Below are 22,093 nucleotides of genomic sequence, written 5' to 3' on the forward strand. Positions count from 1 at the left end.
AGGTTGTCACCTTCAATGTCTGTAGCACCTGTTAACAGGTCTGCATCGGTGAAGATGAGTGTGCCATCTTCCTCTATTTCAAACGTTTTATCTTCAGGAACCGGCGCGTCATTAATCGGACGTACCGTTAAATCAATTGCGCTGCTAATCGTTTCTTGGCCATCACTGATGTCGAAAGTAAGGTCAAGTTCACCATTGAAGTCAGCTGAAGGAACTACTGTGAAAGTACCATCACCATTGTCTTGAACTGTTGCATCAGCACCAACTTGAACGTTAGATGCAACCAGTTCGTCCCCATCTACATCACTTGCGTATTCGAGTAATTGTTCTTGAGTGAATGTTATGGAGCCATCTTCATCCATGATGTAAGCCAGATTTTGTTCTGCTTCTGGCGCATCATTTTCACTTTCTACTTGGATTTTGAATGTTTCGCTTACTGTTTCAGAATCAAAGTCATCCTCTACTTCACTGATGGTCTCTTCATCTGAAGCTTGAACATCAACGGCAAATGTCTCTTCGACTGTCTGTGAATCGAGGTCGTCACCGACTTGTTGCTCACCCGATTCAGAAGATGTAGAACTCGACGCTGCAGAGGTACGTGCAGCTTGGCCTTGTTCTTCATTACCTTCAGCATCTGCTCCACCTGTCGCAGACTCTGCGTTATCGCCACCTACTGCTTGAGCGCCAGCACCTGCTCCGCCACCACTGCCAGCAGCGTTATCCGAGCCAGCTTCAGAAGCGGCTCCACCAACTACATTGGATTGTGCAGCGTCTGAATCTCCATCACTTTCTGGCGTCTCTTCTTGCACAGCCGCACCAGAAGCAGAGGCATCTTCAGCATTACCTGCACCACTCGGATTTTCGTCTAAAGCCTGGTTAACTTCGTCTGCCGCATCCGCATTTTCAGCACCCGTCGCTATTGTCGACGCAATCGTGTTTTGTTGATTTTGTTGATTCTGCTGTTGGGAGGGCGTACCCGCGTCGTTCGTGTCCGTTTGTTCTACCGCGTCATTTAGATCTTCATTTTGGTTGTTTTGGTTATTTTCACCTGCCATTACAGCCTCCGTTGCTACTAGCTAACTGATCGTATTTATAGAGGCATTAAAGGACATCATTTTGAAAAACCAATTTTTTATACAACATTTTTCATAATTTCTTTTTAAAGAGAAAGAATCAAAAAAAATTTGAAAACTGCCTTTAAAGATCCTTAGTTATTGTGATTAAAGCAATTAAGGCAGTGGAGCGATGATAGACATGACGAATTTGTTGCGCTCGGTCGACAACAACCACAAAGGGCTGCAATTGCTATTAGGCGACTTTTACAATGACTTTTCTGACGCAGCCCTAAATATAGAAGCGCTTCATAACGGTAATCATTTTGATGAACTCAATAGTTACTCAAAACGATTGAAGACCATCTTAACGTTGCTTTGCGACCAAGACCTTCCGCCAAAAATGGCCAAATTGGAACACTTGAGTAGACACGAGTTTCCTGCGCCGGAAGATCTAATAGAGGATGTAAAAACTGAATTGCACAACGTCAATCGACAAATCAACCACTTGTTGGATATTAAGGAAGTAATAGATGGCAAGTAACCGAGGTCAGTCATGAGCAATAACCAAATAGAACATCACCTCAGAAAAGCACTTGTTTCCAATAACGAGGCTTCTAAGGTCACAGCTGATGACACTATTGTGCTTGCTAGTGCCATGACCAGCGTTCACAAAACGTTGCTCATTATATTCTTGCTCGCTTTGGTCGCTATCGCCGTGGCGTCACAAGCACGTATTGACATTGTTGTTTCTGTACGTGGAGAACTGCTATTGGAATCGGATGTTGAGAAAGTTCAGCATTTAGAAGGCGGGATATTAGAAGAATTATTAGTCAGAAAAGGGGAAGTCGTTTATGAGGGCCAACCTATCGCTCGAATACGCTCACTTGACCGTAACACTCAACTTGATACCGTCAATACTGAAATTATTCAGATAGAGCTCGATAAGATTCGTTATGAAAGCTTACGCGACATGATAGAGCCTAACTTCGACGCTTTCATTGAGAAATACCCTGAGCAAGTTCAGGTCAACATGAATACCTGGAGACAAGAATTCTCTAAAAACCGTTCAAATGAAGAACTCATTACACACGATATTAAGCACAAGAACTCGTTGATCAGTTCAATGTTAAAGCGTCGCAAAAGTTCAGAGAATCAACTCTCTCTGATACGTAAGCAGCTCAACATCAAAAACACCCTCTATAAAGAAGAGATGGCGTCTTATGTCGACGTTCTTAACATGAAAGTACAAGAGTCGAATATGGTGCGTGAGATTGAGAACCTTGACGAATCTGTGATGAATGAGCGTTTCCAACTCGACAAACTGGAAAAGCAACACCGTGACTTGGTTGAGAATCGAAACTCTGAGTACCAAGCACAAATCATTCAAGCGAACAAAGACCTCAAGCTAAAGCGAATCTTACAACCGCAGCATTCCGACAAGGTTGATCGCCTAGTCGTCTACTCGCCAGTCGATGGTGTGGTCGATAAACTTCACTTCAATTTCCGTTCTGCTGTGATTCCGCCAGGAGAAAGTATCGCCGATATTGCCCCAATAAATAATTCGTTACACGGTGAAGCGAAGATCCCACGTAAAGACATGGGATTTGTCGAAATTGGTCAGGCAGTGAAAGTAAAAATGGATACCTATAACTTTGCAAAATACGGGTTTGTTGAGGGAACCATCGCCTCAATCAGCCGTTCATCATACGAAGAAGAAGACGCTGAATTCTATTTAGCTGAGATTGAAATTGACCGAAACTTTCTTGAACGAGGAGGCACTCAATACAAGTTATCACCTTACATGGAGTTTACCGCTGATGTGAAAACAGGCTCGCGTCGCGTGATCGAATACGCTGCGAAACCGGTGATGTCAGCCATCGAGGATGCTTTCGATGAGAGATAATCAATGAGCGGTAAACCTTCGTACAATATTTCCATACCCGCCCTACGTCTAAGCATACTATTTAGCGTGGTATTGGCTGCGCTCGCTTTCTATTTATACTGTTCTTGGTCAAAAATAGATTCAGTCGCACAAGTGCAAAGCGCCCCACTGCTCATACAAGCCCAGAAGCTTAATCAGACCATAGAACAAGATATTCAAACTCTGCAACAGTGTTTAAGTACCAACACTTGCGGCACTAACCAATTCAACCTGGTTAACTTGAAGCTTGAAATTGATGAATTTCGCTCTTTAGCCTCGTTGAACAAAACCGAGTTCAGCTTGGTTGGGGCAACTGAATACACACAACTGGAATTGGCGATTAATCGTTTCTCCGATAGCGCAAAAACACGTAACGACGTATTAGGCTTGTACCTTTCATTGACCAATAACTATCTGCAGATGGACGACAACTATCGCACCATGTTTAACAACCATGCAAATGACTTAATGTCAGAAAAAAACGAGTTCTTTATCTGGTTGTTTATGGTGGTCGTGATATTGGCTGTGATTACGATTCTATCCAACTCAGTTGCTATGTTGAAGCTAAAGAAATCCAGTTCTAACGAACGCGAAATCGACTATGAATTCGATGCCCTGTATCAAGAGCTGAAGCAGCTAGATTTACAACGTCTTGAAGAGCTTCTTAATGAAGTTAGCATCAACCCCAAGCAGCGTCAGATTTACTCTCATCTCAAACTTATTTTCAGTAAATTAGAAGACCAAAAGCGCAATAACGATCTCTACAAACAGTTGTATGCGCTGATCGGTTATGAGATTCGCGGAATTACAAACACCATCAACGGTGGCGTCCAATATCTGGTTCAAGAAACCGATGAAAACGGCGTGTTGATGGCGAACGATATTACCTCTGCGTGTAGCACACTATCTGAGTTAGCAGAAAACTATAATCGCTTGATATCACAGGGTACGGAAAGCAAGTCGAAAGAGTTCTCTTTACTGAGTGTGTTATCTGAATTAATGATTCATATCAGTGCCAAAGTACAACGTAATGAAAGCCAACTTGACTGTTTTATCTCTGACAACTTACCCAATCGTGTAGAAGGTCAATCCACCAGCTTGTTCTGGATATTGTTCCTGCAGCTTTCCAATGCCATTCAACTCAAATCAAATAAGAAACTGTTTGTAACGATTGAATCGGGTGCGGCTTCAGACATGGAAAATACCCGTGTCACCATCAACCTCAACTTCTTATCAACACTGGATGTTTCTGTTGCCAAGCTCAACAAACTCCATTGGAGCGCACACAAAGACCATACAGCCAGCACAGATGACTTAGCGAAAAGCGTTCTGAAGGATTACGGATATTACGAGAGCCACTGGTTCCAGTCAGGGGCTCAGGAACGTTTTCAGATCGAGCTTGATCTTAAGGCTAAGAACTTCCACACAGAGAAAACTCGCTTTGATGGCAAGCGTTTACTCTTGTGTGCTAATACTCAAGTTCGCATCGATGTGATGAAGAAAATGCTCAGTAACTTGGGGCTTGATATCACCGAGATTCGCACTGCAAATGAGCTTTTCTCAGCGGCGAAAACGTTCGGTGATTACGATGCGATTATGCTCACCGATACCTTTGAACCCAACAAGCTGCCGTCGTTGAGCAAGACGGTGAAATCTCAGCTTAAGAACCACCCAAATACCAAGTTACTGTTGTCAGTGACCAACACTCAGCAAGCACAAGAGTGTCATAGCTTCGTCGACAAAATCATCAACGCTCCTGCTATCCCTTACGAGTTCATTCCAAACCTACTCACCATTATGGAAGCGGAAGCATCGGAAGAACAGATGGAAAACAGCTCATTCCTTATCGTAGAGGATGACCGAGTTCAACAAATTTTACTGAAACGAATCTTGACCAAACAAGAATATGAACCAGACATGGTTGGCGATGGCGCCGATGCCGTGAAGCACTTTATGAACAAGCGTTCTGACATCATCTTCATGGATTGCATCATGCCGGGTATGGGTGGCATCGAAGCCACAAAACGCATTCGCCAATTCGAACAAGAAAACGAGAAAAACCCTTGTACCATCATAGGTGCAACCGCATTGACCAGCAGTAACGAACACCAGGCTTGTATTGAGGCCGGAATGGATTACGTAATCAGCAAACCTTATAAAAGCGACCAAATCATCAAGGTGATCAACAAGTATGTGGCGGTACAAAAACTTAACTAGCAGCATCATAGCTGCGCTTACATTAAGCACGACACCTTCAGCATCGGCGACTACCCTGCTTGAGGCGGTAGAACTCGGTCTGCAGAACAGCCTTTCTCTTCGGGCGAGTGATAAAGGGGTCGAAGAGAACGAGTACAACATTGGTATCAGCCGCTCAAAATTTCTTCCTTCCCTCAATGGTGCTGCCGATACCACATGGAATGAAAATGAAACCTTGCTATCAAGTGTGCCTGATGAAACTTCAAGCTATAACTCGAACAGCTACAGCCTTTCCCTTTCTCAATCGATCTTCAATCTGGGCGATATTTTCAAATATGGGACGGCAAAGCTCGACTTCAACATTGAAGAGATTAAACACGAGAACAAAATCCAAAGCACTATTTCAGAAATCGGCTCTCAATACTTTGAGTATTTGAAAAACAACGCACAAATTAAAGCGACCAAGGTAGAGCTTAAGTCGTCTGAGACGCGTGAACATCAAATGCGACGCAATGTGGAACTCGGCAATACAGCCGCCAGTGAGCTTTACGAAGTGATTGCTCAGAAAGAAGGTGTGTCGAATCGATTGAGAACCTTGCAGAAAGACCGTCGCGTCATTCTCAACGGGCTATCGATTCAGATTCAATACCCTATCACTCCGTCTCAAGATATCTACGAAAGTGTGCCTTTAAAAGAGATAAACGAAACCGAACAACGATCAATCATGGATCAAGCGTTAAAGCTCAACAACGACTTGTTAGTGGCTAAGAAAAACGTCGAGAGAAGCCGCAGAAGCTTAAAAGAGAGCGGTTCGAACTTCTTACCGACCGTATCGCTTTCAGCCAGCTATCGACACGATGACGCCAATAACTTCGACAAAACCGACATTACAGCGACAGGCGAAAGTAACTCAACCAGTGTTGGGTTAAACCTAGCAGTTCCTATCTTGTCTGGTGGCTCTGATTACTACGGCTATCAAAAATCATCGACGGCCATCGAACGTACTGAGCTGCTTTACCAAGATTCGCTTTACACCACACGTAACAGTGTGAATACCTCCGTGCTCAACATTAACGATTTCTCGCAGTCTATAAGCAGTTACGAAAACATCATTCGCGCCAACTACGCGTCTTATAAAGGGATCCAAAGAGCCTACCAATTGGGCACGCGTACTATCACCGACTTGCTGGCGGCGGAAAGTAAACTATTCAGCGCCTTAAGAGACTACGAAAGCGCACGATACGACTACATCATCGAGACCATCAAGCTTGAGCAAATTAAGGGAATACTCTCAATTCAATCTATCGAAAGCGTGATGCAATTAATGAGCGATATTGAGGGACGAGACAATCAAGATTTGGTGCCTAAACATCTTCTCTCAACGGAGTCGTTGAGGAAAGGAGGTCGCAATGCAAACTGAGCAGTTTTCGCAAAAGATCAACATGGCAGATAAGTGTTATCTGACTTTCTCAACGATAATATCGACCCTGTTTGGTTTGGTACTGCCCTTCTCCATTCTGATCATTTTTGACCGAGTGTTACCCAACCAAGCACAAGATACTCTGTTCTTATTGTTCGCGATTATCTTGATTTCTATCTTCCTCGACTATCACTTAAAAAATCAGGAAGAGAAGATTTCCTCTGTCATCATGAGGCAGTTTGAGACCAACTTAACCAATAAGGTATTTCAATCCATCTGTTTGGCGGAAATCTCTAAGTTCCGACGTTTGGAGCCAGGCGAATACCTAGAACGAATCTCAACCATTCCTGAATTGAAAACCTTCTTTGGTGGCGAATCGGTTCGAGCGCTTATCAACCTTGCCGTCAGCGTGATCACTATCCTCATCATAGGACTCATCAACATATGGGCTGGCATTACCCTTCTGATTGCCTCTGTCATCTTGGCTATTTTTGCGTGGAGCCTTTCCAAACAAAAGATTGGTAGTTTGCAGAATAAGTCAGACATCGAAGGGTTAACTACCTCCAAAATCATTGAGATCATCTCTAGCCCGCTTGATATCAAAGCTCGAAATATGGAATACCGCGTTGAAAGCCTGATGACACAAATGGTCGAAGAGCGCGAAGTTGAGAACATCAAATATGAGCAGATTGAATCTAACTTCAGCCTAATATTGGCGCTCATCCAACAGCTTTCTATAGCTTGTGTTGTTGTGGTACTGGCAACGGCCGTTATCAATATGGAATCTAGCCAAGGCATCATGGCCGCGATCATCATGCTAACCAACCGTTATTTTGCGCCTTACCAACAAGTGATGCGCACCGCGAGCCGTTGGGAGTTAAACAAACTCCATATTCAGCGTATCGTTGACCTCCTTGAATTGGCCGCCTCTGTTGAACACCAACATGAAACAACAGAAGTAGAACGTATCTCGGTTAAGTATTCTGAAAAGCAGCGTATCGAGTTCGAACTCGGACAAGCCTATTTGCTGACAGGGAAAAGTGGTTCAGGTAAGACCCACCTCGCTAACTGTATTACGCGTCAGAACAGTGATAGCAAACTAGATATCATGATTAACGACACGCCTTTGGATGACGTCAATTACAACGTTTGGCGTAACAGTGTTCTGATGGTTGATAAGACCAGTTCGTTCGTAGAAGGGACGATTATCGATAACCTCACCTGTTTCCGCCCAAGCTTGAATAACACGGCGTTTACACTGTGTGAAACCATGAACATCAAAGCTCAAATTGATGGGCTTCCTGCCGGTTTTTATACAGAACTCAAAGGCCATATGCGTAACCCATTCTCACGCCAAGTTGGCTACGCCCTATTATTAGTTCGCGCCCTGCTCGCCAGTAAGCGCGTATTGATATTTGATGACATCGACTGTGTGTTTGATGAGGAATTTGCACGAATGGTTCTCACCAGTACGGCTTATCGAGCCAACGACAAAATCTTGATCATCGCCAGTAATAAAATGGACAAGCTTAACCATCGCCTCAAACGCGTAAAACTTACCGGAGGTGACCAATGAGTATCTTAGTCGACTTCAATAATGTACCGCAACGTGTCTTGGATTTTGAATCCAGCGGATACGACGAACGTTACAGTCAATCGCCACTTATCCGCGGTTTGGCCTACACCTTGATAGCACTCGAATGGGAAGGCACACCCGCGATACTCAGCGATGCTTTTATTCCGAAACACAAAGACAGCGACAGCTTTACAGCAACCATAGAGCGTCTTGGGTATCGCTGTGATGTGACCAAATTAAAGACACTCGAGAATATAGATAAACACCCTCAGCCATGCTTTATTGAAATAGAGAATCTAAGTGCGATTTTCTTAGGCACCAAAGATGGAAAGTTGCTGCTGTTTGATTACACGAACAACAACACCATTGAATACCCAATGTGCAAAAAGCCCTGTTTGCTGATTGCGATTAGCGAATATTCTCGTCTGTTCCGCGAGCCACCTCCGGAATCGCAAGACAGAAGCAATTGGATTAAATACGCTTTCTATCGTTATAACAATGAACTTAAAAGCCTGATCATTCTCAGCTTCGTCATCAGTATTCTCGGTGCATTGCAGCCATTCTTTATTATGAGTGTATATAACTTCGCACTGACTTCGAGCTCCGAAGCCACACTCTATTGGCTAACCTTATTCGCCATTATTGTCGGCTTCTCTGAATACTTTTTTAAGAAAATGCGCGTCAACATTATTGCGACCTCCGGTAAAGACCTCGCCGTGCACATCTCGCAAGCCGTTATATCTAAGTTGCTTTGGCTACCCTATGCGATGACATCTACTGCTGGGGTCTCTTCTCAGCTAGCACGTTTGAAAGATATCGATACCTTCCGACGCTTGGTGACCGCAGAATCAACGCTTAGCTATTTTGATATGCCGTTTGTGATTGTATTTATCATCGCCATTGCTCTGATGTCTGGTACAGCGGCATTGGTGGTGATGGGCGGCTTAATACTGATGTTAGTGTTCTGTATTTACTCGCGCTATATCTACTCGCAAGCCACATCCAAAAGTTCGCGTGCCAATGCGATGGTTTCGTATCAATGGAATGAAATTCTTCGTGGTATCAAGACTATCCAAGGCCTGCCTTTACTTCGTGTCGTTCAATCTCGATTCAGCGCATCGCATATGCAAAGCACCAGCGATGCAGAGAACGTTGCCGTAACGAACAGTAAGATTCAGGCCGCTGGCGGTAGTTTGATCCAAGTGATTGGCACAGCAAGTATCGTGACTGCAGTTATTGGCGTGATGGAAGGTACTTCTGATGCGGGTGCCATGCTCGCGACCGTTATTCTGGTTTGGAAAGCGTTAGGCCCAATCATGGGTATCTATAACTCAATTTCCAAGTTCCAGTCGATCAAAGCTTCGTCCGCACAGATCAACAATTTAATGTCGATGAATGACGACAAATTAACCTTAGAGAAAAGCCCGCCTATTCGCCTGTTCCAAGGCAGCATCGTGGGCAGCGGTGTCAGTCACCGATACGCGGGAGCAGCAACCGGCTTAACTAACTTGGGGTTCAAAATCCCACCCAGTGCCAAAGTGGTCATTTGTGGCCCAACGGGCTGCGGCAAAACCACCTTAATTTCAATCATTGCTGGGTTAGAAGACCGCTATCAAGGCGCAGTCTCTGTCGATGGTTACAACATTAAACAGTTCAATAGCTACCGTTATCGCACCTCGATTAACTACATCCCTTTTAATTTGCATATTTTTGAAGGCTCACTCGAGACCAACTTCATTCTACACAACGGGCTGATTCCAACAGACAAGATGCAAGAGATGGTGAGCTTCTTCGAGTTAGATGAATGGCTTCCGGAAGGCTTAGCTACTCAGTTAAGCGTGGATAAATGCAAAAGTCTCCCGAATGGAATTCAACAAAAATTGCGTCTGGCACTCGGCTTAGGTAACTGTGAGCAATCTCTGATTATTATTGATGAGCCATTCAATGGTGCAGAAAATGAAAATGCGCAGTACTTTAACCGTTTGTTCAGCGATAAGTTGCTGAATAAAACAGTCATTTTTTCGACCAACGACCCTGGTTTGATCGCAACATCAAACATGAGTTTAGTGTTAGAGCCGGATGGAAATTTGAAATATTTTGGCTTAACAGACAAATACTTAAACAGCTTAAGCTAAAACCTCAACGCTTAATCACAATTCGCTATTTAGGGAAATGGATATAATTGACAAATTCATAAGCGAGAGGGATGATTCGCCCCAATACCACAGGTAACAAGGAAGAATATGTACACATTCGTTGCAGACAAGCTTGATGTAGCTTACTTATCCGCAATTCCTGAAAACCACCAACTTCAGGAGTGCGATGTACCTGAAGAAGAGATGGAGCTTCGAGAGATCGTTGAGGTTTGGTATGAGTCTGCCTTCCTACCCGCTTTCAATCTTCAGAAAATAGACATTGAGAACAAAGCAGAGCTCACCATCGTACAAATGCACGTATTCAGCAATGATACGAGCACACTCGCCTTCCTACTAAAAAACAGAGTGTATCGCGCCGCACTTAACAGAATGCTCGGTATTTGGACATTAGAACCCTCTGCAAAAACCGTATTAGAGCAACTTCTTTTCGAATTAAGCCTCGATAACAATCGTCCTCATTAGTAAGCTTTTTAAGTGATTCATCAATAAGCATAAAATTAAACAAACTGCCAAACGCTATAAATTACTAATAAAAGAACGCATTTCAAAATAAGCTCTGGAATCACAAGAACTTATACCTCTCCCACACTTACGTAAAATTTACCGTTTCAAAGTTTCCATATCGGCATTTTTATTCTACTGTTTTTATATAATGACAGTTGGATGGATCCTTATATGGCGATTACGGTTTGGAATAACCTTTCAGTCAAACATAAACTCTTTGGCTTAGTTCTACTTCCCATTTCATTATTACTCTTCCTAGCAGGTAGACAGGCTTATATATTAACGACTCAGTTAACCGATTTTGAACGAACCAATCAGTTATCTGTCTATCTTCAAGATATTTCTATTTTGTATAGAAGTACCTTAGCCTCTAGCCCTGAAGAGTTTGCTACTCAAAGCAACCAAGTAAAGGCAGAACTTAAAAACCTGTCTCCCATCATTTTTTTAGACGCATCTGATGAAATGAATCAACTTGTTGCCGATTTCAGCGAAGCGACCTTATCGACGATGCAAGTGACTGACACTTACGATAAATTGGATGCCCTCGAATGGCAGAGCGATTTATACAAGCAACTGTTACTTGAAGTAGAGAAAGTCCCTTTTGAAAACACTAAACGTGAAATTCAACAGCACCTCACTGCCCTTCAACAACTTGAGTGGTTGATGTTTTGGTCGAACGAAGAGTTCAAGCTTGGTAGTTCACTGATTGAGATCTTCCAAATCAGCCAAGAGTACGACCCAGAACTCGCCGAACAGATCAAAACCTTGAGTGAAAGACAGCAATTGTTCTTAGAGCGCTTTGTTTCATTGAACGCCAACGAACATCAAGTTTCTTTGATGGTTGAAGTGTTTCGAAATGATGTGTTTGCTCAAAGCCAAGAGATAAGAAGCGCGCTACTCGACCTAAATACAATCAGCCAACTGACGCCACAAGAAGTGTCTGTCGGCTTAGAAGCGATGAGCGCACGGCTCAACTTATTACAAAGCCTTGGCGGCGTAATCAAGCAAGAGTTTCAACAAGAAGTTGAGCAAGCCATCTATGACGCGCAAATACAACGAACCCTGTTTATTTCAATCGTCGCTTTGCTGGCTGCGATTGTTATGGGTTTAACTCTTAGCTTGGCGAGACAAGTCACTAACAACCTTAATTTGGTGTTAGCTTTCTTAAAAAGCGAAAATGATGACACGCGCCCTTCTTTAGATAAATTAATCCAAGGTAAAGATGAACTCAGTCTGTTTGCTCAGCAAGTTGAACGATTGACCATCGAACGAGAGCTCGCGAAAGAGAGATTGACGGTAGCAAAAGAAGACGCAGAGAGAGCCAAAGAGGATGCCGAACACGCGAAAGACCACGCAATACAAGCCAGCAAAGCAAAAAGTAGCTTCTTGGCCAACATGTCTCATGAAATTCGCACCCCGCTCAATGGTGTTATTGGTATTTCGGAAATCCTCGCAGATACGCCGCTCACACCCACACAGCGTGATTATGTGGATACGATTGAAACTTCATCCCAACTGCTACTTAGCTTAATCAACGATATCTTAGACTTCTCTAAAATTGAGTCTGGCATGCTATTAATCAGCCCGCATTCTGCATCGATTAGAGAGTCGATATACGACATCGCCTCTATTGTGGCACCAAAAGCGAAAGAACAAAAAATATCGGTTAACGTTGATATCAGCCCAGACACACCAGCTCGCGTGATGATCGACGATCACCGCTTAAGACAAATCCTAATGAACTTTATGTCGAATGCAGTGAAGTTTACGGCAGAAGGTGGCGTCACATTATCAATCCAAACGCTCGAACAATCTGACGATAATGTCACCATTCGATTTGCCGTTCGCGACACAGGTATTGGTATCGATTCAAAGCAACAAAAACAAATATTTGAACCCTTCGCTCAAGAGGATGATTCAACAACCAGACAATTCGGTGGTACCGGTCTTGGCCTAGCCATCAGTACACAGTTGGTAGAGCTGATGGGTGGTCAAATTCAACTCGACTCCGTCAAAGGTGAAGGAAGCTGTTTCTACTTCGACTTGGTATTGCCTGTTGACTTGATACTGCCAAAACCAAGTACAGCAACGGCTGATATTTATGTGCTGGGTAACGAAAACATGCTCTCCGAGCGAATAGAGTCCGACCTTAACCTTTATGGTTTGAAGGTTACCGATAAAACGAATGATATAACGGCAATTACAGAGCAGCTCTCCACTCAAAAACACACTAAACCTATTACTGTTGTTTTCGCCGAAGATGACGCATTCCTAGCTAATACCCACGCAGATAACTTAGAAAAGCTGCACCAAAACGGCATCACTATCTGTTTGATACGTTCCTTCTTAAGTGAGCCAGCGGATCTTGGTGACAGCGTTACTGCACAAGTCGCACAGCCCCTACTCGGCTTGCGTTTAATTAAAGCTATTGAGCTTTGTGATACTCGAGGTTTGGCGGAACTATCAGAAGCAAGCCAGACATCAGTCGAGATCCAACACAAAATCCTCATCGTTGAAGACAACAAGATCAACCAAAAAATTGCTGGTCTTCATGTCGGTAAAAGTGGTTTTGAATTCGAGTTCGCTAATAATGGTCAAGAAGCTGTGGACATGTTCACCGCTAATCCTCATTACGCGGCGATACTCATGGACTGCATGATGCCGGTTATGGATGGCTTTGATGCAACAAGCAACATCCGAAGAATTGAAAAAGAAACGGAAGCGACGCGACGCATCCCTATCATTGCATTGACCGCCAGTGTCATCGATGACGATATTCAGAGGTGTTTCGACGTTGGTATGGATGACTATGTACCAAAACCATTCAAGTTCGAAATGCTTAAAGAGAAAGTACTCACCGCGGTAGAAGCTATGCCACTACCAGCTTCCTATAAAGCTCAACCTAAGAAACAACCTGCAACTGTCACTCCAATTATCAACGGGGCTGCGACCAAACGTACTTTGCCTGAAGAAGCGGAACAAAACGCAATTCCGAGCAAATCAGAGAGAATCTTGCTAGTCGAAGACAACCGCGTCAATCAAAAAGTAGCTTCTATCATGCTGAAGAAGGCCGGATATGCCTTTGAAATTGCAGACAACGGACAAATTGCCGTTGATATGTACCAGAACGACAGTAGCTTCGACATTATTTTGATGGATTGCATGATGCCTGTTATGGACGGTTTCACGGCAACTAAGGAGATTCGAGAACACGAGAAAAACCAAGGCTTAAGCAAAACTCCTATTATCGCGTTAACCGCTAGTGTTATCGATGATGATATTCAAAAGTGCTTTGATTCCGGAATGGATGGGTACGTAGCGAAGCCCGTAAGAAAAGAAAAACTGTTCCACCAAATAGAAAGTGCGACTTGTTAGGAGAAACCAATGGATTGGATCAAAACAATTAAAACACTCTCGTGCAGAGCGCTGCTACCCGCAGTGATAGGGTTGTTAGGAAGCTTACTTCTTCTCAGCCCCGCTCATGCCGCTGAAGATTATGCCATATTTTCTTTAGACTCCGGATTTGAAGAGATATCAATAAACAAAGCGCGAAAGCTCTATAGAGGGAAAACTAAGCACCTCAATGGCAAACGTGTTGAACTGTCTGATTGGCCTGAGAACAGTGCCGAAAGAGAGGACTTTTATCAGCTTTTGCTTGGAAAAAATGCCGCTCAAATGAATGCACACTGGGCTGGTTTATCTTTTTCAGGAAAAGCGCGTTATCCAAGAGAAATCAAAACGGCGTCAACCGACAGCTTAGTCGACTGGCTTGATGACAAACCAAACCGTATTGGTTACTCCCCACTCTCTTCGGTTCCTCAAAATGCCAACGTTCTCTACGTTATAAGTTCGGAGAAATAATATGAAAAGAATAATTACGTCAGTGTTATGTGCCTCAATGGCCTCTCCGGCTTTTGCGAATATCGAACTTACCGATAATTTATCCTTGAGTGGCTTTGGCTCAACGTCTTGGGCAACATCGGATAACGATAATCCATTAATCATCAACCGCGGTTTTACTGATGAGAGCTGTTACGACTGTGATACCACATTTGGTGTTCAACTCGATTACTTCTACAACTCATTCAAAGCTTCCGTGCAAGTTGTCAAGCCACCCCAATATGATTGGAGTGAGCCGCAGCTAGAGTGGGCTTACTTAGGTTATGAATTTAATGACTTTGATGTCAGCATTGGTCGATTACGACTGCCACTGTTCCTTGCCTCTGAGTACTACTATGTAGGCCAAGCCTATATGACCGCGAGGCCACCTACAGAGGTGTATAACAGCGTTCTCGGAATCACAGCTTTCAATGGCATAAAAGTGAGCTGGACTCACGATGTCAGTGACGAAGCTACTCTTTTACTTACTCCGTTTATCGGCATAAAAGATAAAAATGACGTAGATTTCAACTCGACTACAAAACTGGAATTTGAAACCAATCGCATGCTCGGCGCAAATCTGCAGCTAAGCGGTGATAGCTACCGTTGGAATTTATCTTTCCTAGATTCAAATTTCGATCAGATTGTTATCACAACAATTCCCGGAGTACCGACCCCATTCAGAACTGAGCAAGACAACAAGCATATACAACTTTGGTCATTAGGAGCAGAATACGAACTGGGTCAATTTGTTTTGACAAGTGAAGGACAGATCAGTGACATCTCGTCCTCGATGTACGCTAGTTTGGGCTACAGACTAGATTTATTCACTCCATACGTCGTTTACGGAGCAGAGTTTGATTCTCACGAACACCTAACAGGAAACAGCTACCTAATTGGTGTGGATTACGATGTGTTACCTAACGTCTCCATCAATGGCGAAGTGCAATATTTTGAGGCTCGTAAAGCAAACGGTGCCTTTGTTGAGAATTTCAACGCACTTACTGGTTTTGATGACAAAGATGCCGTCCTTTATACCATCATGTTGAGTTTCGTCTTCTAACCCAAATCCTTTTCCAATTACGCCAGACGAAACTGGCGAAGAGTTTATGGTAAGTGCAACGAATCCATATGTAAGCAGCACTGGGTATTCGGTACTCAAGCAAGGAGGTAATGCAGTCGATGCAATGGTGGCGATGCAGATGACAATGTCGGTGGTTGAACCGGATATGACTGGGATTGGCGGCGGTACTTTTGCGCTGTTTTACCCAAAAGACAAAGACCAAGATTGATCGCACCAAACCTTACGACCCAACGGGTTTGCTCGTCGAAAAGAAAACCTACGCCGAAATGTTAGTACCAGAGTTCATGCAGCTCGGTTATCCGGTGCATGTCATTCCAGTCGTCAGTGGCTTGAATGCCATTGAAGTCAAAGATGGCAAGATCTATGGCGCGACCGACAGACGCCGTGCATCAAGCTCTATGGGTGAATAATAAAACGAAATGGGCAAGTAACAGGCTTGCCCTTATTTTGTCTTTAGTTGCTTGAACCTCGTCTAAGCAGTTCATGGATGCGAAAAAGCCAGTCGAACGTGTCGACTGGCTTTTCATTATAGGCTTCGCTAATTACTCATTAGGATATTATGAGCTTGGCGCTACTCGTTTATCTTTCAACTGATCAATAACATAGTCAGGAGCTACTTTACCTAGCTCACCTAAGCAATCATCGGTCTTTTCATTTCCGTAGCGCACATAGATATCGCATACCGCGTATAGCTGCTCTGGAGAACCAGAGATCAAATATGCTTTCTCGAACGATTTAGTCGACTTGTCGATATCCAACTCTTCTTGTAATACCCCATTTAGGTACCAGTAGTAGCTGTTATCTTTCGCTAGCTTCGCAGCCACTTCAATCTCTTTGGCTGCCGCAGTTTTGTCTTCAAGGCGAACCAGAGTCAACGATTTCGAATAATGCAGAGCGGCGTTGTTTGGCACGCTCTCCAAACCACGATCTAATACTTCGACTGCTTGCTTATCTTTGTTCTGAGCTCGAAAATTATCTGCGTAGCTCAACCAAACTTGCGCTTCTTTTGGATGCGTATTGATCAGCTCTAGATAAACCGTTTCCGCCTTATCCCAGTCATTGTGCCAACGAAGCACATCAGCAAACAGTAATTGGTACTTTTCAGATTCTTGCGTTTCCAAGAAGCTAATAAGCTCTATGACTGGTGGTTCAATTTGTGCTTTCTGCTCGTCATCCAATGCATTGAAGTCACGGACTAGGTTTGACGTTGCCGTATGGCGAACCATGGTATCGCTGTCTTTTAGCAAGGGTGAAACTAACGCCCAGCGATGTTCAAGTTGGTAAGGTTCAGAACCGATAACCGCCGCTTCACGAACTTCAGGGTTTTGATCTTTTAAGCCTCTTGCCACCGCCACCAGCGCATTTTGGCTTGGATATGAAGCAAGCTCTTGCAGTGCACCAGTACGATTTTCAACAGATTGATTCTGATCTTGTGCCATGTAAGACAACTGTTGAATGCGGGTTTGAGTGTCCGTCATTTCAAGCACTTGATTGATATTTTGTGCTGGCGCGTCAACCGTTTGTTGAACGCTATTCGCAGCCATCGCAGACGTTGAAATTAATGCGGACGTTGAAATCAATAAAGCAACAGCCGTCGCTAAACTCTTCTTCATCATAGTATTACCTTAAACTGGAGAACTTAGCCTGTCCTTAGACTCGTATCTGATTAAATTTATCTTGGACCTGTTGATCCAAAGAACGAGTTAAAACTTGGTCTCGAACGTAGCTTGTTGCGCCTGTTTTGCTCGATGCGCCATCAATACTGAGTCACTGAATTTGCCATGAGCAACCGGATGCCCCATCGCACGAGCGATATAAGCCATCGACTTGTCGACATGAGAAAAGAACTTGTGCCAACCTGCACATAAGTAGTTCAAGCCCGGTTCGCCTGCGCGAGTTTTGATAAAGCGGTTTTTAGGACATTCACCATGACAAGCAAACTTGTAATCACACTGCTGACATTGACTGGTCAGTGTACGGGATTTAGCAAAACCAAACTTTTGCTGTGGTGCGCTGTACGCCAAATCATCAAGTTTCTCGTGATGAATATTGCCAATCTTGTATTCAGGGTAAACATAATGGTCGCATGAAAATACGTCGCCATTTGGCTCCATTGCCAAGCCCTTTCCGCATATCTCATTCAAGGTACACAGTGGGTTCGGACGCCCAATCCATGTTTCTACGCTCGCTTCAAAATACTGAACAAACACCTTGCCGATGTCGTTTTTGGCCCACTCGTCAAACACAGAAATCAAGAAGTTACCCCAAGCCAAGTCCGACACACACCACGATTCCATGATTGAATCTTTATGGCCGGGGATCAGGCGTTTGTCGCCTTGTTTAAGCTGCTCGCTTACTTGGGATGTTTGTGGTGCAACCGTTCGGAACGTTTTCTGTTCAACGATAGGAATAAACTGCATTTGCGGTGACTTCACAACATCACGTAGGAAGCGATAGACCTCAAGTGCATTTTGACTGGTGAGGTTATTCACACAGGTAAGCGTTGCGAACTTCACTTGGTGTTTGTGCAGCAGCTCCACAGCCGCCATCACTTGTTTGAATGTGCCACGGCCAGCTCTGTTAACACGATAGGCATTGTGCAGCATTTCGGGACCATCAATACTCAAACCTATCAGGAAGTTGTTCTTCACAAGAAACTCCGCCCAATCATCATTCAGCAAGGTACCATTGGTTTGTAAATCGTTTGAAATCAATACACCTTCAGGTTGGTACTTTTTCTGTAGCTCAACCACGCGTTCAAAATACGCCAAACCTAGCATTGTCGGTTCACCGCCCTGCCATGAGAAGATAATTTCCGGCGTATTCTGGCCTTCGATGTATTGTCGGATATACGTCTCTAACGTTTCATCATCCATTCTTGGAGAACTGCCTTTCTTGTACTCCAACAAATCTTGCTTACTTAGGTAGTAACAATATTTACAGTCAATGTTGCATGCTGCGCCAATCGGCTTAGCCATGACATGCAAGCGCTTAGACGCTTTACCGTTATATTGTGGACCTTGAGTAATATGCATGATTTACCTACCTATTTTAGTATTCTGGACCCATCATAATTCCTATTCGATCAGGTGACATGTTATACCCTTTATAACCAATAGGAATGACCTTAAACGTTAGAATTAGACCCTATTTCGAACATCTGAGGCACGTGATGAAATTTCTTAATTACAAACAGTTAGCAACAATTAGCAGCGTCACCATGACTATCCTTCTGAGTGGCTGTGCAAGCGTGCCTACACACCCCATCGCCCAACAAATTGACCAAGAGATGGTGTTGGTTGAAGGCGGCACATTCACCATGGGGTCGAACGGTCCAGAAGCGACCAAAGCAGAGCGTCCTGCACGTAATGTAACTGTAGATAGTTTCTATATTGCGAAGTTTGAGGTGACTCAAGAATTGTTCGAATCGGTGATGGGTTCATCTCTCAGTTATTTCCAAAACCCACAAGTTCCGGTCAATAACCTTAGTTGGCAGCAAGCAAACTATTTTGTTGAGCAGTTGAATGAATTAACGGGTGAAGAATACCGTCTGCCTACTGAAGCTGAATGGGAATTTGCAGCCAAAGGTGGCAATAAAAGTAAAGGCTATACTTACAGTGGTTCCAATAACTTAGATGATGTTGCGTGGTACTCAGCAAATTCTAAAAATAGCGCACATCCAGTCGGGCTAAAGAAACCAAATGAACTAGGCTTATATGACATGACAGGAAACGTGGGCGAGTTTGTTATCGATGCCTTCGGTGACACCTTCTACCGATTCGGTCCAACAGACAACCCTAACAACGCAAAACACAGCGACGTCGGTTTATCACACAAATCGGTTCGCGGTGGCAGCTTTGCTTATGACGAAAATGAATCTGAAAGTTACCGTCGTGACTTCGCAAGCCAATCGATCACTATGTCAGATATGGGGCTGCGTTTAGTTAAGGATGTGAACTAGCTAACGAAGCGAACTAACTAAAGATGCCGAAGGTTATGGTTCACTAATCGTCACCAACAATACTAAAAATACGATTCGCACTGCACACACGTTACAAATCTGGCCAAACGTTGGAAACCTGACCAAACATTAGAACTCAGCGGCAACTGTGAATAAGGAAACTCTATGCAATACACCAAGCTTTCAGGACTAACCCTCGCGTTACTCTGCGCTCTCCCAGCTTCAGCTGAGGAAAAGCCAAATCTAGTCCTTCAAATCACGGTAGATGGCCTGCGCGCAGATCTAATCGAACGATATAAGCACAACTTCGGTGAAGGCGGTTTCCGGTACTTAATGGATGATGGTATCTACTACACCAACGCAAACTACCAACATGGCAACACGGAAACGATCGTGGGCCATGTGTCGCTTGCAACAGGTGCTCCACCGAGCGTACACGGCATGGTAGGTAACGTTTGGTATGACCGTAGCGAAGAACGTTTGGTGTATAACGTAGAAGACGGTAACTACCAAATGCTGACCTCTGGTGCAGGTGTCGATAAAGCAACAGAGATCGACCCAACGCAGAAGACAGCACAAGGCGATGGCCGCTCTCCAGAGCCAATACTCTCCACCACGTTTGGTGACGAACTGACGATTTCCAATAGTGGCAAATCAAAAGTATTCGGTGTATCAGTGAAAGACCGCGGCGCAATCTCATTGGCAGGACACAGTGGTAAAGCCTTCTGGTTCTCCAAAGCACAATCGGAGTTTGTCACCAGTAACTATTACTATGACGAGAATCCAGATTGGGTATCACGCTGGAACGAGAAAGCGATTGCTGCTCAGTATTCCAAACAGAAATGGGAGCTCTCATTACCGCGTGATAAGTACACGTTGCAAGAACACGATACCGAACACAAAGTGAAACTCGGTGACTTCCAACGCACCTTCCCTCATCCTTATGGCCCGGCAAGTTACAAGTACTACAGCACAACGCTAACCGTCAGCCCTGCTGGTGACGAAATCACGGAAAACTTCGCTAGCACCTTGTTGATGCAAGAGAAGCTTGGCCAAGGCGACGTAACCGATTATCTGTCAGTGAGTTTCTCATCAAATGACTACGTGGTGCACCTTTACGGCCCTGAAAGCCTAGAAACAGAAGACAACCTTATCCGACTTGATAAGACTCTCGCTAAGCTTTTCAAAACCGTGGATAACCAAGTCGGGCTAGAAAACACATTGATTGTGCTGTCTGCCGACCACGGTGTACCTGAATCTTCACCTGCGGCAAATGCGCTTGGTTTCAATCAAGCTCAATACTTCAATAAAGACACACTACTCTCGAGTGGTGTTGAGAAACGATTGAAGGATGAATTTGGTTTAACCAAAGACGCGATTCGCTTGTACGCACAACCTTACATCTATCTGAATCATGATCTGATCGCTGAGAAGAAGCTTGATCTGGCTAAGGTCCAAGAAGCTATTGCGGATGAAATTGCAAAAGTGAAAGGTGTTGCGTTTGCTGTATCAAGTAGTGACATTGCGGCTAACCGAGTACCGGATACGCATGTGATGCAGCTAATTAAAAACAACTACCACCCTGCTCGTTCTGGCGACGTGTACGTAGTATTTGCACCGCGCAGCTACATTAACGACATGGAAGGCCTCCAAATTGCCTCTACACATGGTTCTCCGTGGAAATACGACACTCATGTGCCTGTGATCTTTGCAGGCTACGACGTTGAAGCTAAGAAGGTATCGCGAGCAGTGACGCCATATGACATTGCGCCAACGCTTTCGAACAAACTGGGTATCACCCAACCAAGCGGGTCAATCGGAGAAGTGCTGCAAGAGATCACTGAGTAGACTCAATCTCTAAGGTTTCGTGAGCTAGATTTCGAATCCAGCACCCACTCAATAAAAGAGCCGTTTATCTGTTTCTGACTCACTAGGTCGAAACAAATAAGGTTCATCGCGCATTAGCGGGAACTAAAAACAAAAACGGTAGTAAGTGACATGGTTTAGTCGCCAAACAAAAATCATACACAAACTACCGTTTTCATGCCGAATCATACTTTCCTATCTTCATTCTGGGAAGGTTTTCAAATAGTAAAGTCTCACCAGACAGCATCACTTATTACCCTGACTCTTAAACCTAACTCTGAGGCTAAGTGCCTTTGTGGTCTTGAAGCCGAAGCTATCCATGAGTATCAATGGCGTCATGTGAAAGAAGCCATGTTGCTCGGTGTTCCTGTTGAACTTTCCGTTCAAACTCGAAGAATTAAGTGTCGTGACTGCGGCATAAAAACAGAGTCTCTATCTTGGCTAGAGCCTTATGCTCGCATCACGAAGCGCCTAA

At 44.1% G+C, this 22,093-nt stretch carries 16 protein-coding genes and 2 pseudogenes; 15 read left to right on the plus strand and 3 right to left on the minus strand.

Annotation, left to right across the window (positions count from 1 at the left end):
* On the minus strand, positions 1 to 1,055 hold a 1,055-nt coding region (locus AB4486_RS19250; RefSeq protein WP_372118219.1), incomplete at its 3' end, for a cadherin-like domain-containing protein.
* Between the two features lie 190 nt (positions 1,056 to 1,245).
* Between AB4486_RS19250 and AB4486_RS19255 the strand changes: the two genes are divergently transcribed.
* The 12 genes and pseudogenes from AB4486_RS19255 to AB4486_RS19310 all read left to right on the plus strand — a co-directional run.
* The gene (locus tag AB4486_RS19255; RefSeq protein ID WP_017060458.1) at positions 1,246 to 1,596 is read left to right on the plus strand and encodes a hypothetical protein; all 351 of its coding nucleotides are present in this window, start codon (positions 1,246 to 1,248) and stop codon (positions 1,594 to 1,596) included.
* 12 nt (positions 1,597 to 1,608) lie between these two features.
* Positions 1,609 to 2,958, plus strand: coding sequence for an HlyD family type I secretion periplasmic adaptor subunit (locus tag AB4486_RS19260; protein WP_017060459.1), 1,350 nt, complete (start codon positions 1,609 to 1,611; stop codon positions 2,956 to 2,958).
* Positions 2,959 to 2,961: 3 nt separating this feature from the next.
* Positions 2,962 to 5,193 (plus strand): response regulator, encoded by a 2,232-nt coding sequence (locus tag AB4486_RS19265; protein WP_372059098.1) that lies wholly within the window; start codon positions 2,962 to 2,964, stop codon positions 5,191 to 5,193.
* Entirely contained in the window at positions 5,168 to 6,592 is a 1,425-nt protein-coding gene (locus tag AB4486_RS19270; RefSeq protein ID WP_017064679.1) for a TolC family protein, read from the plus strand. Before AB4486_RS19265 ends, AB4486_RS19270 begins: the two co-directional genes overlap by 26 nt.
* A complete protein-coding gene (locus AB4486_RS19275; protein ID WP_372118224.1) occupies positions 6,582 to 8,168 on the plus strand; it encodes an ABC transporter transmembrane domain-containing protein in 1,587 nt (528 codons plus the stop codon). The genes AB4486_RS19270 and AB4486_RS19275 overlap by 11 nt, the downstream gene beginning before the upstream one ends.
* Positions 8,165 to 10,303: an ATP-binding cassette domain-containing protein gene (locus tag AB4486_RS19280; protein ID WP_017067905.1), complete on the plus strand. Its 2,139-nt coding sequence runs from the start codon at positions 8,165 to 8,167 to the stop codon at positions 10,301 to 10,303. The genes AB4486_RS19275 and AB4486_RS19280 overlap by 4 nt, the downstream gene beginning before the upstream one ends.
* A 108-nt stretch (positions 10,304 to 10,411) precedes the next feature.
* The gene (locus AB4486_RS19285; RefSeq protein WP_017060464.1) at positions 10,412 to 10,786 is read left to right on the plus strand and encodes a hypothetical protein; all 375 of its coding nucleotides are present in this window, start codon (positions 10,412 to 10,414) and stop codon (positions 10,784 to 10,786) included.
* Between the two features lie 213 nt (positions 10,787 to 10,999).
* Positions 11,000 to 14,203: a response regulator gene (locus tag AB4486_RS19290; protein ID WP_372101360.1), complete on the plus strand. Its 3,204-nt coding sequence runs from the start codon at positions 11,000 to 11,002 to the stop codon at positions 14,201 to 14,203.
* Between the two features lie 9 nt (positions 14,204 to 14,212).
* A complete protein-coding gene (locus AB4486_RS19295) occupies positions 14,213 to 14,689 on the plus strand; it encodes a hypothetical protein (protein WP_017069467.1) in 477 nt (158 codons plus the stop codon).
* Position 14,690: 1 nt separating this feature from the next.
* Entirely contained in the window at positions 14,691 to 15,770 is a 1,080-nt protein-coding gene (locus AB4486_RS19300; RefSeq protein ID WP_372101361.1) for a sulfate ABC transporter permease, read from the plus strand.
* A 145-nt stretch (positions 15,771 to 15,915) separates the two neighbouring features.
* Positions 15,916 to 15,999, plus strand: coding sequence for a hypothetical protein (locus AB4486_RS19305; RefSeq protein ID WP_372101366.1), 84 nt, complete (start codon positions 15,916 to 15,918; stop codon positions 15,997 to 15,999).
* Positions 15,989 to 16,201: pseudogene (locus AB4486_RS19310) on the plus strand (gamma-glutamyltransferase); the annotation flags it as partial. The gene AB4486_RS19305 and the pseudogene AB4486_RS19310, both read left to right, overlap by 11 nt.
* A 147-nt stretch (positions 16,202 to 16,348) precedes the next feature.
* Here AB4486_RS19310 and AB4486_RS19315 read toward each other — a convergent pair.
* Together AB4486_RS19315 and AB4486_RS19320 are read right to left on the minus strand one after the other, a co-directional pair.
* Positions 16,349 to 17,407, minus strand: coding sequence for a HEAT repeat domain-containing protein (locus AB4486_RS19315; protein ID WP_017060468.1), 1,059 nt, complete (start codon positions 17,405 to 17,407; stop codon positions 16,349 to 16,351).
* A gap of 87 nt (positions 17,408 to 17,494) precedes the next feature.
* Positions 17,495 to 18,826, minus strand: a complete 1,332-nt coding sequence (locus tag AB4486_RS19320; RefSeq protein ID WP_371725555.1) for an anaerobic sulfatase maturase — start codon at positions 18,824 to 18,826, stop codon at positions 17,495 to 17,497.
* A 137-nt stretch (positions 18,827 to 18,963) separates the two neighbouring features.
* On the opposite strand from AB4486_RS19320, the gene AB4486_RS19325 reads away from it, so the two are divergent.
* The 3 genes and pseudogenes from AB4486_RS19325 to AB4486_RS19335 all read left to right on the plus strand — a co-directional run.
* Positions 18,964 to 19,752 carry a formylglycine-generating enzyme family protein gene (locus AB4486_RS19325; RefSeq protein WP_372101363.1) on the plus strand — a complete coding sequence of 263 codons (789 nt, stop codon included), beginning with the start codon at positions 18,964 to 18,966 and terminating at the stop codon, positions 19,750 to 19,752.
* A gap of 165 nt (positions 19,753 to 19,917) precedes the next feature.
* The gene (locus AB4486_RS19330) at positions 19,918 to 21,600 is read left to right on the plus strand and encodes an alkaline phosphatase family protein (protein WP_372118228.1); all 1,683 of its coding nucleotides are present in this window, start codon (positions 19,918 to 19,920) and stop codon (positions 21,598 to 21,600) included.
* Between the two features lie 195 nt (positions 21,601 to 21,795).
* Positions 21,796 to 22,093: pseudogene (locus tag AB4486_RS19335) on the plus strand (ISL3 family transposase); the annotation flags it as partial.

This window comes from Vibrio sp. 10N.222.55.C6 (genome assembly GCF_041473395.1).
Taxonomy (GTDB): domain Bacteria; phylum Pseudomonadota; class Gammaproteobacteria; order Enterobacterales; family Vibrionaceae; genus Vibrio; species Vibrio crassostreae_C.

Excerpts from the sequence above, each read along its gene's own strand:
- AB4486_RS19300 (WP_372101361.1), top strand. The coding sequence starts at position 14,691 with ATGAAAAGAATAATTACGTCAGTGTTATGTGCCTCAATGGCCTCTCCG.
- AB4486_RS19305 (WP_372101366.1), top strand. The coding sequence starts at position 15,916 with ATGTCGGTGGTTGAACCGGATATGACTGGGATTGGCGGCGGTACTTTT.
- AB4486_RS19260 (WP_017060459.1), top strand. The coding sequence starts at position 1,609 with ATGAGCAATAACCAAATAGAACATCACCTCAGAAAAGCACTTGTTTCC.
- AB4486_RS19275 (WP_372118224.1), top strand. The coding sequence starts at position 6,582 with ATGCAAACTGAGCAGTTTTCGCAAAAGATCAACATGGCAGATAAGTGT.
- AB4486_RS19320 (WP_371725555.1), bottom strand. The coding sequence starts at position 18,826 with ATGCATATTACTCAAGGTCCACAATATAACGGTAAAGCGTCTAAGCGC.
- AB4486_RS19330 (WP_372118228.1), top strand. The coding sequence starts at position 19,918 with ATGCAATACACCAAGCTTTCAGGACTAACCCTCGCGTTACTCTGCGCT.
- AB4486_RS19280 (WP_017067905.1), top strand. The coding sequence starts at position 8,165 with ATGAGTATCTTAGTCGACTTCAATAATGTACCGCAACGTGTCTTGGAT.
- AB4486_RS19325 (WP_372101363.1), top strand. The coding sequence starts at position 18,964 with ATGAAATTTCTTAATTACAAACAGTTAGCAACAATTAGCAGCGTCACC.
- AB4486_RS19255 (WP_017060458.1), top strand. The coding sequence starts at position 1,246 with ATGATAGACATGACGAATTTGTTGCGCTCGGTCGACAACAACCACAAA.
- AB4486_RS19290 (WP_372101360.1), top strand. The coding sequence starts at position 11,000 with ATGGCGATTACGGTTTGGAATAACCTTTCAGTCAAACATAAACTCTTT.
- AB4486_RS19265 (WP_372059098.1), top strand. The coding sequence starts at position 2,962 with ATGAGCGGTAAACCTTCGTACAATATTTCCATACCCGCCCTACGTCTA.
- AB4486_RS19270 (WP_017064679.1), top strand. The coding sequence starts at position 5,168 with ATGTGGCGGTACAAAAACTTAACTAGCAGCATCATAGCTGCGCTTACA.
- AB4486_RS19315 (WP_017060468.1), bottom strand. The coding sequence starts at position 17,407 with ATGATGAAGAAGAGTTTAGCGACGGCTGTTGCTTTATTGATTTCAACG.
- AB4486_RS19285 (WP_017060464.1), top strand. The coding sequence starts at position 10,412 with ATGTACACATTCGTTGCAGACAAGCTTGATGTAGCTTACTTATCCGCA.
- AB4486_RS19295 (WP_017069467.1), top strand. The coding sequence starts at position 14,213 with ATGGATTGGATCAAAACAATTAAAACACTCTCGTGCAGAGCGCTGCTA.